Here is a 13,252-nt window from a genome sequence, read left to right as displayed (position 1 = left end):
CACCGCACTTGCCGCCGCGCCGAGCCCCATTGATTCGCCGCGCCTTCGGCAGGCCAAAACCCGTAACCGCCGAATCACCAGACATTACCGGGCGCGGAATCGCGCAAAAAGAGTCTAATTGTATGTGAACAGCGGGGAATGGCCCGAGAATGGGTGTTGACCCGAGTCCGAACAGTGAACGCTTCGTTAACGCTGCCGTGATTTGGGGGGATTATTTTGCCGGGTCCGTGCCCCTCACCCCCTCGTGCCGTGCGATGCCACCTTCTCCCCGAAGGCAAGATGACAGGCGCACGGCAGGCGGGGGCTAGGCCAGCTCGTCGCGATCAGAGGTCGACCGGCCTGCCTGTGGCGGCCGACTGCCGTGCGGCCGCGAGAATGCGCACCACTGTGGCATTGTTCTCGAGCCCGGCCAGATCGTACTTGTGCAGGGTGATATCGCCGCGGACCACCGCGGCGAAATGCGCGAACGGATCGTCATAGGGCGCCTGCAGCGGTGGCAGGGTTTCGAACACCTCGTCGACCTTGTCGCCGGCGCGAGTGCGCATGTGGCGGTTGTCGATGGCAACGACCTGCGCCCGCTCGGCGTAGACCTCCATGTCCTTGCGGCTGACCGGCCAGTTCCACGACGCCTGGATCACGCACTCCGCATCGGCGTAGGACACCAGGATCGTCGCGTCGTCGTCGACCTTGGGATAGAGGTGCGGCTTGAACTGGTGCGTGACGGCAAAGACGCGGAGCGGCTTGTCGTCCTGCATGATCCGGCTCATCAGGTTGGCGCCGTAACAGCCGAAATCGGGCAGTGCACCACCGCCGGCCAGTTCCGGGTCGGCCAGCCACTCGAGAAAATGCGGACCGCAGCCGATCTCGATCGGACCGGGGTGACCATCATGGATCACCACCTTGCGGACTTTGCCGTAGCGGCCCTCATCGGCGGTGCGGGCGATGGCCTCGTGGTTGGTTGCGTACCAGGTGGTCTCGTAGTTGGTGAGGATGTGGATGCCGTGCCGCTGCGCCAGTTCCTGCATCCGCTCGGCCTCGGAGACGTCGATCGCCATCGGCTTTTCGACCATTACGTGGATGCCGCGTGGCGCGCACGCCTCCACCACCGCCATATGCTCACGGATCGAGCCGAAGGCGGCGACGGCCTCTGGCCTGGTCTGGTCGAGCATGGTTTCGAGGTCGGTGAACAACAGGGCCGGATCATGGCCATGCACGACGCCGTAGGCATGCAGAAAGTCCGCCTTGCTCTCCTGGATGCCGACCAGGCTCATGCCGTTGAAGGTCGAGCGGGGCAGGATGTTGATGTGGGCGTGGGTGATGCCGGCAATGGCGAGGCGAAACGGTGCGTTGTCTGTCGGCATAGTCGAGGAAGGCTCCTTGAGGTGCAGCGGCTAGCGGGTGCTGACGGCCGCCAGTTCGGTCGGGGCGGGGCCGGTTGAGCCGCGCACGATCAGTTCGGGGTGAGCAATGTGATGCAGGTCGCGGGACGCTTCGCCCGCGATGGTGCGGTCGAGGAAATCTACGACCTTGCGGCCAAGCGGCCGTGCCGGGGAAAACAGCGTCGTCAGTGGTACCGAATAGAAGCTGCCTGCGACATTGTCGTCGAAGTTGACCAGCGAGACGTCGCGGCCGACGGTCAGCCTGCGCTCGTTGATGGCCGAGAGCGCGCCCTTGGCTGCCATGGTGGATGAGCAGATGACGCCGGTCGGAGCCGAAACGCTGTCGAGCATCTGGCGCATGGCGCTATAGCCGAACTCCTCGGTCTTGGGACCGCCGACCACCCAGTTGGCGCTGGACCAGACCTGTTGCTCGGCCAGCGCCGCGCGATAGCCGCGTTCGCGTTCGTGACTGGCCTGGAAATTGGGCAACGAGTTGAGCAGCGCGATGCGGCGATGCCCGAGATCGAGCAGGTGACGCGTGCCCAGCGCGTAGGCTTCGGCGAAGGCGACGTCGACCGATGGGTAATCGCCGGTCAGCGGAGTGGCGCCGTAATAGGCGACGAACGGCATCTTTTCCTCGAGCAGGTACTCGACGCGGCGATCGCCCTCGGTGACGCGGTTGGCGACGATGAAGCCCTCGATGACGCCCTCGGCGATCAACTCGCGGTAGGTGTCGAGTTCGCGGCCGACATCGGTGGGGATATGGAGGAAGTGCCGACCGATCTCGGCGCAGCGGCTGGCGATGCCACCCAGCGTTTCGAGGATGATCGGATCCTCGAACTGGAAATTGACCAGCGGGGTTATCCAGGCGATCGGCCGCCGCAGCAGCGTGCCGCCCTTTTTCAGCGATCGGCTGGTCAGGTGCGTGGTGTAGCCCATGCCGGCGGCCAGTTCATGCACCGAGCGGCGCGTGCCGTCGTTGATCGACGGGTGATCGCGCAGCGCCCGGCTGACCGTCGCGGGGGACAGGTTCAACTGGTCGGCCAGATCCTGGATCGTCACCTTCTTGACCATCGATCCGTTTCCTTCCCGTATGCTTCACGTGCTGCAATCATCGCAGTCTATCAGTCGAGAAAACTCAATCGTCCATGCTCTTGGGGCGGCCGATCTTGTCATGCCCAACTATCTCACCGCCGCGGGAAGCGAGCGACACGGTCGGGCTCACGGCTGGTCTTCCAGCTGCCCCGACAGATCGGACCAGCCATGGTCCGGATCAGGCCGCGGCACCGAGCCGACCAGCAGTCTCGTGTAGGGATGCTGCGGATTGGAGATCACCGCCTCGGCCGTTCCCGACTCGACGGTCTTGCCCTGGTTGAGCACGAAGACCTCGTCACTCACCTGGCGTGCCGTGGCGATGTCGTGGGTGATGTAGATGATCGAGACGCCCAGATCGTCGCGCAGCGCCTGGATCTGCGACAATACGTTGGCGCGCAACGAAGCATCGATCATCGATACCGGCTCGTCGGCGACGATCAGCCGGGGCCGCAACATCAGGCTGCGGGCCACCACGATGCGCTGGCGCTGACCGCCCGACAATTGGTGCGGATGACGGCCGAGCACCTGCTCGGGCCTGAGGCCGACCCGCTCGAGGGCCGTTTCGATCATGTCGCGCTCTTCGGCACGGCTTTTCGCAATGCCGAAGATGCGTAGCGGCATCTCGAGCAGATGATCGACCGGGTAGAACGGATTGAAGATCGCGAACGGATCCTGGAAGATCGCCTGCACCTCGCGCCGGAAGCTGGCGCGCTGCGGCTTGCTCATCTGGGTGATCGACCTGCCCGCGTAGTTCATCCGGCCGCCGGTCGGCGGCAGCATGCCGAGCACCACCCGCGCCAGCGTGGTCTTGCCGCTGCCGCTCTCGCCGACGATGGCGATGATCCTGGGCCGGTCGGCCTCGATTCGCAGGCTGAACCGGTCGAGCGCCAGGAATGGCGGTGCCTTCCACTTGCGGCTCGGGTAACTGACGCTGATGGCGTCGAGGTCGAGCAGGGCGTCAGACATCGGCCGTCTCCGGGCTGACGAGATGGCAGGCGACGTCCCGCTCGGCGGTGATGGACCGGCTGAGCGGCTCCTCCACCTTGCAACGCGGCTGCACCGCAGGGCAGCGAGGATGAAATGCACATCCGCTTGGCAGCTTGAACAGCGATGGCTGCGCCCCGGGTATGCCTTTCATCTCGCGTACCTCGTCGGGGCTGGGGAGGGACGAGATGAGCAGCTGGCTGTAGGGATGCAACGGGTCGCGGAAGAAGCGGCGGATCGGGGCGTTCTCGACCAGCCTGCCGGCATACATGACGGCGAGGCGATCGACCGACTGCGCCATCAGGCCCATATCGTGACCGATCATGATCAGGCCGGCGCCGATCTGCTTCTGCACATCCTTGAGCGTTTCGATGACCTTGCGCTGCACGACGACATCGAGCGCACTGGTCGGCTCGTCGGCAACGATCAGCTTGGGCTTCAGGATGATCGCCAGCGCGATGCAGACGCGCTGCTTCATGCCGCCCGACAACTCATGCGGGTAGAGATCGGCGACGCTGCGGTTGAGGCCGACGCTTTCCAGCGTCTCGGCGACGCGGGCGCGGATGCGGTCGCCGCTCCAGCCCTTCTCATGCGCCCTGATGGGATCGGCCATCAGCACGCCGATCCGCATCACCGGGTTGAGCGAGTTCATCGCCCCCTGCGGGATCATCGAAATCTGGCTCCAGCGGAAGCGGCGTAGCGCTTCGCCTTCGAGCGTCAGCAGATCGGTGCCGTCGAGCACGGCGCTGCCGGCCTCGATCCGCGCCGGCGGTTTGTGGAGCCGCATCAGCGCCAGCGCCAGGGTCGACTTGCCCGAACCGGACTCACCGACGATGCCCAGTCGCTCGCCGGCATGGAGGTCGAAACTGACGTTATCGGCGGCGCGGCCGCGCTCGCCCTTGATCAGGTAGGAGACGGTGAGGTCGCGTACCTTGAGAAGCGGTTCGCTCATGCCTGCCTCCTGAGGCGCGGGTTCACCGCCTCGTCGAGGCCGACGCTGATGAGGAACAGGCCGATGAACAGGATCGCCAGGATGACGATGGGCGGCGCCCACCACCACCACATGTTCCGGCCGAAGGCGCCATAGAGTAGCGACCAGTAGACCGTCATGCCGAGCGTCGGGGTGTCCTGCGGGCCGAAGCCGAGGGCTTCGAGACCGAGCGCGGCGAGAATGGCGCCGGACACCGCGGCGACGAAGCTCGACATGATCAGCGGCAGGAGGTTCGGCAACACCTCGAACAGCGCAATGCGCAGGTCGCCCATGCCGGAGATCCGGGCGATCTCGACATAGGCGCGCTCGCGCAGCGACAGCACCTGGGCCCGAATGCTGCGGGCCGGATGCATCCAGGCGAGGGCCGCGATGATGAAGGCCATCATCTCGACGCTGACCGAGCGCACCGAGGCGGCGACGATCAGCAGGATCGCCAGCGGCGGGATGGTGAGCACCACATCGGTCGCAGTCGAAATGATGCGATCGAGCCAGCCACCGAAGAAGCCGGCGACGAGGCCGAGGAAGGTGCCACCCACCGTACCGATGAGCCCGGCGAGAAGGCCCAGGCGCAGCGTCTGCGGGGTCGATGCGATGATCACCGCCAGCAGGTCACGGCCGCCGCCATCGGTGCCCAGCAGGTAGTCGGGCGACGGGGGACGGTTGGTGGGTGCCGAGATCGGCCGCGCCATTTCGGTATCGACGAGCAGCGGACCGATGACCGCCAGCGCGACCAGCGAGAGGACCAGCACCAGGCCGGAGGTCAGCTTGACGTTGCTGCCGAGCTCGGCAAGGCCGCGCAGCACGGCATGGCCGCGGGGCCGGGTTATCGGAGTGGCCGTGCTCATCGATGGGCAATCCGGGGGTCGATCAAGGGATAGATCAGGTCGAGGACGAGCACCGCGAGCGCAACGGTCAGCACCAGTACGAAGCAGATGCCCTGGATCATGAAGTAGTCCGAGGCCCGCAGCGCGTCGTAGAGCAGGAAGCCGATGCCGGGATAGCCAAACGCCACCTCGACCAGCACCGAGCCCGAGGCGATGGTGCCCAGCGACAGTGCCAGGTTGGTCACCTGCGGCAGCATGGCGTTGCGCATGCCATAGGCGAGGAAGATGCGTCGCCGCGACAGCCCCTCGCCCTCGGCGAGCGTCAGGTAGTCCTCACCAAGCACGTTGATCATGGCGCCGCGCATGCCAAGGGCCCAGAAGCCGAGGCCGGCCAGCACGATGGAAAGCGCCGGCAGCACCGCGTGATAGGCGAGGTCGAGCAGCGAGGCGGGGTTGAAGCCGATCACCGTGCCCGAGCTGTAGCCGCCACCGAGCGGAAACCAGTTGGGCCACACCGCAAACACATAGAGCAGGATCAGCGCCAGCAGGTAATACGGGATGGACGAAAAGATCATCAGCAGCGGCGCCAGGGCGCGCGCCAGCCGCGGCGTACCCGACCAGGCGAGCATGGCGCCGATGACGCTGCCACAGCTGAAGGCGATGACGGTCGCCACCAGCAGCAGGCCGATGGTCCAGGGCAGTGCGGCAACGATCGAACCGGTGACGCTCTGGGGGAAATAGATGATCGAGGTGCCCAGGTCGAACTGCAGCGTGTTCCACACATAGACGACGTACTGGATGAGGATGGGCTGATCGAGCCCGAAGCGCTGGCGGTAGCTGGCAATGATCTCGTCGGCATTCTCGACGGCGCCGCCACGCGACGTCATCTGCGAGATGACCCCACCGATCGGGTCGCCCGGCACCGAATGTGCGATGATGAAGTTCACCGTCATCGCCGTCAGCACGACGACGAAGAACAATCCCACACGCTTGAAGAAATAGCCCCAGGTCATGACCGTCTTGTCTGTTGGCAGGCGAGGAAGTGGCCGGGCCCCGCGGGGTCCGGCCACCGGATGATTTACTCGGCGGGTTCGATGGCGACGATCGAGACCAGCGCGCTGGCCCACCAGAAGCACGGCTGGAAGTACGGGTTGTCCGAAGTCGGCCAGTTCTTCCAGTAGGTGTGGTTGTACGAGGCGAGCAGGGCCGAGTCGGTGGTCGGCGCGACCGGCAGGTCACGCAGCCAGATCTCGAGCGCCCGGCGCACGACATCCTTGAATTGCGGATCGTCGGCGGCAAGACGGCCCATCTCCTCGACGATGGCATCGTATTCGGGGTTGGCGTAGCGCGAGTAGGAGCCGGTCGCCGACTTGCCGATCGGCAGCGCGTGACGGCTGTGGAACATGTCGAACGAGGGGTACGGGTTGTTCACGCCGCCATTGATCTGGGCCAGCCAGATATTGGCCTTGCCCTGGAATACCTGGTCGGCAAAGCCGGCCGAGTCGACGAGACGGAACTGGGCGTCGAAACCGGCGCGCTTGAGCAGTTCGGCAACCACCGGTGCGGCCTTGGCCGAATCGGCTTCGGTCTGGCGTGCAACCAGGTCGACGACGAGCTTGGCGCCCGAAGCGTCGGCCCAGAAGCCGTCGCCGCCCTTGCTGTAGCCGGCCTCGGTCATCAGCGCTTCGGTGGCCTTGGGGTCGAACTCGGTGTTCGGGTGGGCGGCGAACAGGTCCTCGGTGCCTTCGAAGAACGGCGCCAGGGCAGCGAGCGAAGGTGCGGGGAACTTGATCGGGCGCGACATCCCTTCCCAGGCGACATCGACGATGGCGTCACGGTTGACCGCCTGGCTGACGGCGCGACGGACGAGGGCGTTGTCGAATGGCGGGATGGCGTTGTTGAAGCCGATGATGCGCGGGCCGGCATCGGTATAGGCGTACGGCATCTCCTTGAACCAGGTCACCACCTTGGGGTTGCGCTGGTGCACCGTCTCGAAGCTCGACTTGCCGATGGCGTAGGCGGTGTCGAGTTCGTTGTTGATGAGCATCGCGGTGCGGCGCTCTTCATTGCCGGCGGACGTGAAGATGACGCGCTTGGGTGCCGGGAGCCTCGCAAATCCGGTCTCGGCGCCCCACCAGTTGTCGCGACGGGCCCACACCGTTTCCTGGTTGTTGGCCGAGACCAGGCCGAACGGCGAAGTCGAGACCGGCCAGCCCTTGGCGAGGTCGAAGTTGGTGAAGGTCGCCGGATCCTGACCTTCCCAGATGTGCTTGGGCACGATCTGGTTGGTCCAGTAGACCCGGGCGCCGAACATGTTGACCACGTAGCTCGGATTGGTGGCGGTCAGGGTGATCTTCACTGTCAGCGGATCGACCGCGACGATATCCTTGACCCAGGTCTTGGCGTTGCCGCCCCAGTTGCCCAGGTTGGCCGAATTGTCCTTCAGCATGTTCATGGTGAAGACCACGTCGTCGGCGGTGAACGGCACGCCGTCGGACCATTTCACGCCGTCGCGCAGCTTGATGGTGACTTCGTCGAAGGTCTCGTTGAAGGCATAGCTTTCGGCCTGCCAGGGCTGCAGTTCACCGGTTTCGAGGTTGAGGTAGAACAGCGACTCGAACGCCACCTGGTGCAGGCCGCCCTGCAGTGTCGTCGTCGGCAGGAACGGGTTGTAGTTCTCGGGCGTGGCGATCCGTTCCAGGGTGGAATCGAGGATCAGCGTTTCACTGCGCGGCACGTCCTGTGCCGCTGCCGCGACCGGCGCAAGAGCAAGCGCCAGGCCGAGGGCGGCTCCCGACAACAGCTGCGTAAAGCTACGACGGCGCATGCGCGCCCCCAGGTCGACCATTGAATCTCTCCCATGCAAAGCGCTGACATCGCGTCGCTGCAACTCGATCTGGATAATGCAAAAATTGCATTTGTTGCAGCAAGATATTGAAAGCATCAGAGGCGGGGCGAGTCAACACGGTCCGCGACCTGCCGGCTACGACGTTAGGAGAAGGTCGGTGAGTGGACCGCCCGATTACTCGACGGCGACGGATCGCCGCTCGGCAAGGGCGCGTTCGATCGCCGCGATCACCGCGGTGACATAGGCGCCAAAGCGGGCGTCCGGGTGTGTGGTGGGCTGGCCCTCGATCGACGCCACCAGCGCGGCCAGCGCCTCGCCATAGACCTGCCGCGCATTGGTCCTCCAGTCGAGCACCTGCATCGGCATCTCGCGCTTGCCGGCTTTGCCGTAGATCACCGTTTCACCCGGCACGGAACTCGGCATGTCCATGGCGAGGTTGATGGTGGTCAGGCCGCCATCGCGGTGGCTGAGCACCGCGGCTTTCAGGTCGCCGAGGCCCGCGCTGGCGGTGACTTCGACGACCGGCCCGAAAACCTGTGTCAGCATGGCGACGGCGTGGGGCACCGTGTCCCACAGGGCGCCGGTGCCGGCGCGCCATCGCGCTGTCGAGTGAAACGGATTGGCCGGATCGACCAGGACGCCCGAGAACGCATCGACGCGCCCGCCCACCCAGCCGCCGACCTCATGTACGTCGGCCAGCCAGGCCTGGCTGCGCCGGTTGAGCACGCCGGTGAAGAACACCAGCGATTTCAGCCCCTTCTCGTCGAGCCCGTCGGCAATGCGCCGGGCGGCCCCCACTTCGATCGCCACGGGCTTTTCGAGCAGCAGGTGCTTGCCGGCGGCGATCGCCGCGAGGGCGAACTCCGGCTGCGCCGAGGGCGGCAGTGCGATGCCGACGATGTCGACGCTGTCGAGAAAGCCGGCGAGGTCGGCGTAGGCCGTCGCCCCGTGTGCCGTGGCGATCGCCGTGGCCGCGGTGGCGTTCCGGCCATAAACCGAGGTGAATCGAACCGCGTCGCTGCCGGCTGCTGCCGGAGCCTGCACTTCACTGACCCAAATGCCAGTACCGATAAATCCAAAGCGAGGCGTCGATTGCGGCATCAGGTGTCCTCCGGGTGACAGGTCCGAACACCATGCCCGGCGGAACCGGTCAACCGGAACTTTCCGCGCATAGACCAGCGCCAAGCAAAAAGGGCGCCCCATCGGGCGCCCCTTGCAACGTGCCGCCGCCGTCGCTCAGTAGCGGTACTGCTCGGACTTGAACGGGCCAGTTTCGCTGACGCCGATATAGTCGGCCTGCGACTTCGACAGCTTGGTCAGCTTGGCGCCGAGCTTGGCGAGGTGGAGCTCGGCCACCTTCTCGTCGAGGTGCTTGGGCAGGACGTGCACCGCCTTGGTGAGCTTGTCGCCATTGGTCCACAGCTCGATCTGCGCCAGGGTCTGGTTGGCGAACGAGGCGCTCATCACGAAGCTCGGGTGACCGGTGGCGTTGCCGAGGTTGACGAGGCGGCCTTCCGACAGGAGCACGATGCGCTTGCCCGGGGCCATTTCGACGATATCGACCTGCGGCTTGACGTTGGTCCACTTGAAGTTGCGAAGCTCCGCCACCTGGATCTCGTTGTCGAAGTGGCCGATATTGCAGACGATCGCCATGTCCTTGAGGTTCCGGATGTCGTCGAGGCTGACGACGTCCTTGTTCCCCGTGGCGGTGACGACGATGTCGGCGCGGTGCGCCGCGTCCTCGAGGGTCACCACCTCATAGCCGTCCATTGCCGCCTGCAGGGCGCAGATCGGATCGACTTCGGTAACCAGCACGCGGGCGCCGGCGCCGCGCAGCGACTGCGCCGAACCCTTGCCGACATCGCCATAGCCGCAGACGATCGCCACCTTGCCGGCCAGCATCACGTCGGTGCCGCGACGGATGGCGTCGACGAGGGATTCACGGGTGCCGTACTTGTTGTCGAATTTCGACTTGGTGACGCTGTCGTTGACGTTGATCGCCGGGAAGGGCAGCTCGCCCTTCTGCTGCAACTGGTAGAGCCGCATGACGCCCGTGGTGGTCTCCTCGGAGACGCCGCGGATGTTGGCGCGGATCTTCGAGTAGAATTTGGGGTCCTGGGCGAGGCGCTTCTTGATCAGCGCGAAGAAGATTTCTTCTTCCTCGGAGTGCGGGTTGTTGAGCACCGAAGGGTCGGTCTCGGCCTTGGCGCCGGTCAGCACCAGCATGGTGGCGTCGCCGCCATCATCGAGGATCATGTTCGGGGTCTCACCGCCCGGCCATTCCATCATGCGGTCGGTGTAATCCCAGTACTCTTCGAGGCTCTCGCCCTTCTTGGCGAACACCGAGATGCCGGCCGCGGCGATGGCGGCGGCGGCGTGGTCCTGGGTCGAGAAGATGTTGCAGCTGACCCAGCGGACGTCGGCCCCAAGCGCCTTCAGCGTCTCGATCAGCACCGCGGTCTGAATGGTCATGTGGAGCGAGCCGGCAATGCGGGCGCCCTTCAACGGCTGGCTTGCCGCATATTCCTCGCGGATCGCCATCAGGCCCGGCATTTCGATTTCGGCCATGCCGATTTCCTTGCGGCCATACTCGGCGAGCCCGATGTCGCGGACCACGTAGTCGTTGTTGCTGGCCATCGGCCCTGTCTCCGTCTTGTCGCTGGTGTTGGGGCCTTATACTGAAGGCGGCGGGCGCTATCAACCGGGATATAAAGAAAGCTTTATGTCTCGTACCGAAACAGCCTTACGACCGGCGTTCGACATAGCGCACCCGGCGGCGCCGGAACGGCAGCATCAGGACGCCGACGATCGCCGAAAGCGTCACATAACCCACGGCGAAACCGGCAGCGGCGTAGCTCAGCCCTTCGAGGGTCACCGGCACCGCCGGCTGATAGTCGCTGAGGGTGCGCTGGCCGATCTCGCTATCGAAATATTCCGGCATCCGGGTGAAGCGCTCCCAGCCGGTGGCGCCGCGCACCTCGGCCAGCGTGCCGGAGAGCTGCTGGTAACGCGAGAACGTCCGCGCCATCGACTCGCCGCGGGCGGCAATGAAACTGTCGCCGGTCCTCGAATAGCGGTCGATCGCCTGCTCCAACGTCAGGCCAGCCTCCTTGGCCGCCACCTCGAACTCGGTAGTGATGATGCGCAGCTCATCAACCGCGCCGCCCAGCCGCTGGGTATATTGCTGGGCATATTCGGGGAACTGGCTGAGACAAAGGCCAAGCGCCAGGCCGCCAACCATGCCGAGTGTCCTGCGCATCAAGATGCTCCGTTCCCAACTGCAACGGCGCCGCGATGGGTGCCGTTCCGAACATAGGAACAGTTGGTGAGCGAGAGGCTAACTCGCCATACGTCAGGCGGCCGCTTTCGCCCGCTTCACGCCGCTCGAGAGCCCGGCGACCAGCGTCGTGACGGCAGCGACGGTGCCGGCAGTGGCCTTGCCGTTCTCCAGCGAGCCTAGCACCGCATTGCAGATGGCGGTGCCGACGGCGATGCCATCGGCGTCGCGGCCCATGCGGGCGGCATCGTCGGCGGTCTTGATGCCAAAGCCGACCACCACAGGCAGGTCGGTATGGCCCTTGATGCGGGTCACCGCTTCGCCCACCGCGGCGTGGTTCTTGATGCTGGCGCCGGTGATACCGGTCATCGAGACGTAGTAGACAAAGCCCGAAGTGTTGTTGAGCACCGCCGGCAGGCGTGCGTCGTCAGTCGTGGGCGTGGCCAGCCGGATAAAGTTGAGGCCGGCCTTTAGCGCGGGAATGCAGAGCTCGTTGTCCTCTTCTGGCGGCAGGTCGACGACGATCAGCCCGTCTACCCCGGCCGATTTGGCAGCGCTCAGGAAGGCATCGACGCCAAAAATGTAGATCGGGTTGTAGTAACCCATCAGCACGATGGGGGTCTCGTTGTCCTTTTTGCGGAAGGCTTCGACCATCGCCAGGGTCTTCTTCATCGTCTGGCCCGCGGCGAGCGCGCGCTGGCCGGCGGCCTGCACGCCCGGACCATCGGCCATCGGGTCGGAGAACGGCATGCCCAGTTCGATGATGTCGGCGCCAGCGGCAGGCAGCGCCTCGAGGATAGCCTCTGCGGTGGCGAGGTCCGGATCGCCGGCCATGGTGTAGGCGACGAGCGCCGGGCGGTTCTGCGCGGCACACAGCGCAAAGCGGGCGGGGATACGGGTGGTCATCAGCTGTTCATCCCCAGATAGCGGCCGACACTCTCGACGTCCTTGTCGCCGCGGCCGGAGAGGCAGAGGACGATGGTCTCGTCCTTGCCCATGGTCGGCGCGACCTTCATCAGCTGCGCCAGGCCATGGGCGCTTTCCAGCGCCGGGATGATGCCTTCGAGCCTGGTGCAAAGCTGGAAGGCGTCGAGCGCTTCCTGGTCGGTGATCGGCGCGTAGGTGACACGTTTGGTGTCGTGCAGGTACGAGTGCTCCGGACCGACGCCGGGATAGTCGAGGCCGGCCGAAATCGAGTGGCCCTCGAGAATCTGGCCGTCGGCATCCTGCAGCAGGTAGGTGCGGTTGCCGTGCAGCACGCCGGGGCGGCCGCCGGTCATCGAAGCGGCATGGCCGTTGTCGACTTCGATGCCATGGCCGCCGGCTTCGGCGCCGTAGAGCTTGACCGAGGGATCATCGAGGAAGGCGTGGAAGGTGCCGATGGCATTGGAGCCGCCGCCGACGCAGGCGACCACCGCGTCAGGCAGGGCACCGGTCTCGGCCTGCATCTGCGCCTTGATCTCTTCGCCGATCACCGACTGGAAGTTGCGCACCATCTCCGGATAGGGGTGCGGGCCAGCGGCGGTGCCGATCAGGTAATAGGTGGTCTCGACATTGGTCACCCAGTCGCGCAGCGCCTCGTTCATGGCGTCCTTGAGTGTGCCGGCGCCGGCGGTCACCGGGCGGACCTCGGCGCCAAGCATCTTCATGCGGAGGACGTTCGGATATTGCCGCTCGACGTCGGTGGCGCCCATGAACACCACGCAGGGCAGGTCGAACTTGGCGCAGACCGTCGCCGTCGCCACGCCGTGCTGGCCGGCGCCGGTCTCGGCGATGATGCGGGTCTTGCCCATGCGCTTGGCGAGCAGGATCTGGCCGAGCGTGTTGTTGATCTTGTGCGAGCCGGTGTGGTTC

General features: G+C 65.4%; 12 protein-coding genes. All 12 read right to left on the bottom strand.

Going from position 1 to position 13,252, the window contains the following annotated elements; all coding sequences use genetic code 11:
* Positions 1-323: 323 nt before the first annotated feature.
* Positions 324-1,361, bottom strand: coding sequence for a Gfo/Idh/MocA family oxidoreductase (locus VGV07_RS25665; RefSeq protein WP_326871577.1), 1,038 nt, complete (start codon positions 1,359-1,361; stop codon positions 324-326).
* 30 nt (positions 1,362-1,391) lie between these two features.
* Positions 1,392-2,453: a LacI family DNA-binding transcriptional regulator gene (locus VGV07_RS25660; RefSeq protein WP_326871576.1), complete on the bottom strand. Its 1,062-nt coding sequence runs from the start codon at positions 2,451-2,453 to the stop codon at positions 1,392-1,394.
* Between the two features lie 147 nt (positions 2,454-2,600).
* Positions 2,601-3,440 carry an ABC transporter ATP-binding protein gene (locus VGV07_RS25655; protein WP_326871575.1) on the bottom strand — a complete coding sequence of 280 codons (840 nt, stop codon included), beginning with the start codon at positions 3,438-3,440 and terminating at the stop codon, positions 2,601-2,603.
* On the bottom strand, positions 3,433-4,410 hold the full coding sequence (locus VGV07_RS25650) for an ABC transporter ATP-binding protein (protein ID WP_326871574.1): 978 nt from the start codon (positions 4,408-4,410) through the stop codon (positions 3,433-3,435). Before VGV07_RS25650 ends, VGV07_RS25655 begins: the two co-directional genes overlap by 8 nt.
* On the bottom strand, positions 4,407-5,294 hold the full coding sequence (locus VGV07_RS25645; RefSeq protein WP_326871573.1) for an ABC transporter permease: 888 nt from the start codon (positions 5,292-5,294) through the stop codon (positions 4,407-4,409). Before VGV07_RS25645 ends, VGV07_RS25650 begins: the two co-directional genes overlap by 4 nt.
* On the bottom strand, positions 5,291-6,286 hold the full coding sequence (locus VGV07_RS25640) for an ABC transporter permease (RefSeq protein ID WP_326871572.1): 996 nt from the start codon (positions 6,284-6,286) through the stop codon (positions 5,291-5,293). The genes VGV07_RS25645 and VGV07_RS25640 overlap by 4 nt, the downstream gene beginning before the upstream one ends.
* Positions 6,287-6,351: 65 nt before the next feature.
* Positions 6,352-8,121 (bottom strand): ABC transporter substrate-binding protein, encoded by a 1,770-nt coding sequence (locus VGV07_RS25635; RefSeq protein WP_326871571.1) that lies wholly within the window; start codon positions 8,119-8,121, stop codon positions 6,352-6,354.
* Positions 8,122-8,295: 174 nt separating this feature from the next.
* Entirely contained in the window at positions 8,296-9,222 is a 927-nt protein-coding gene (locus VGV07_RS25630; protein ID WP_326871570.1) for a Gfo/Idh/MocA family protein, read from the bottom strand.
* Positions 9,223-9,357: 135 nt separating this feature from the next.
* Positions 9,358-10,758, bottom strand: a complete 1,401-nt coding sequence (ahcY, locus tag VGV07_RS25625; protein WP_326871569.1) for an adenosylhomocysteinase — start codon at positions 10,756-10,758, stop codon at positions 9,358-9,360.
* Between the two features lie 106 nt (positions 10,759-10,864).
* Positions 10,865-11,380, bottom strand: a complete 516-nt coding sequence (locus tag VGV07_RS25620; protein ID WP_326871568.1) for a DUF2937 family protein — start codon at positions 11,378-11,380, stop codon at positions 10,865-10,867.
* A gap of 93 nt (positions 11,381-11,473) precedes the next feature.
* Positions 11,474-12,304 carry a tryptophan synthase subunit alpha gene (gene trpA, locus VGV07_RS25615; RefSeq protein WP_326871567.1) on the bottom strand — a complete coding sequence of 277 codons (831 nt, stop codon included), beginning with the start codon at positions 12,302-12,304 and terminating at the stop codon, positions 11,474-11,476.
* A partial coding sequence (trpB, locus tag VGV07_RS25610) for a tryptophan synthase subunit beta (RefSeq protein ID WP_326871566.1) occupies positions 12,304-13,252 on the bottom strand: 949 nt, incomplete at its 5' end. The genes trpA and trpB, both read right to left, overlap by 1 nt.

This window comes from Devosia sp. (assembly GCF_035944845.1).
In the GTDB taxonomy this organism is placed as follows: Bacteria; Pseudomonadota; Alphaproteobacteria; order Rhizobiales; family Devosiaceae; genus Devosia_A.
This window is presented reverse-complemented; position numbering and strand designations above follow the sequence as displayed.

Bases quoted from the DNA above. Each gene is read 5' to 3' on its own strand.
- VGV07_RS25665 (WP_326871577.1), bottom strand. From the start codon at position 1,361: ATGCCGACAGACAACGCACCGTTTCGCCTCGCCATTGCCGGCATCACC.
- VGV07_RS25660 (WP_326871576.1), bottom strand. From the start codon at position 2,453: ATGGTCAAGAAGGTGACGATCCAGGATCTGGCCGACCAGTTGAACCTG.
- VGV07_RS25655 (WP_326871575.1), bottom strand. From the start codon at position 3,440: ATGTCTGACGCCCTGCTCGACCTCGACGCCATCAGCGTCAGTTACCCG.
- VGV07_RS25650 (WP_326871574.1), bottom strand. From the start codon at position 4,410: ATGAGCGAACCGCTTCTCAAGGTACGCGACCTCACCGTCTCCTACCTG.
- VGV07_RS25645 (WP_326871573.1), bottom strand. From the start codon at position 5,294: ATGAGCACGGCCACTCCGATAACCCGGCCCCGCGGCCATGCCGTGCTG.
- VGV07_RS25640 (WP_326871572.1), bottom strand. From the start codon at position 6,286: ATGACCTGGGGCTATTTCTTCAAGCGTGTGGGATTGTTCTTCGTCGTC.
- VGV07_RS25635 (WP_326871571.1), bottom strand. From the start codon at position 8,121: ATGGTCGACCTGGGGGCGCGCATGCGCCGTCGTAGCTTTACGCAGCTG.
- VGV07_RS25630 (WP_326871570.1), bottom strand. From the start codon at position 9,222: ATGCCGCAATCGACGCCTCGCTTTGGATTTATCGGTACTGGCATTTGG.
- ahcY (WP_326871569.1), bottom strand. From the start codon at position 10,758: ATGGCCAGCAACAACGACTACGTGGTCCGCGACATCGGGCTCGCCGAG.
- VGV07_RS25620 (WP_326871568.1), bottom strand. From the start codon at position 11,380: ATGCGCAGGACACTCGGCATGGTTGGCGGCCTGGCGCTTGGCCTTTGT.
- trpA (WP_326871567.1), bottom strand. From the start codon at position 12,304: ATGACCACCCGTATCCCCGCCCGCTTTGCGCTGTGTGCCGCGCAGAAC.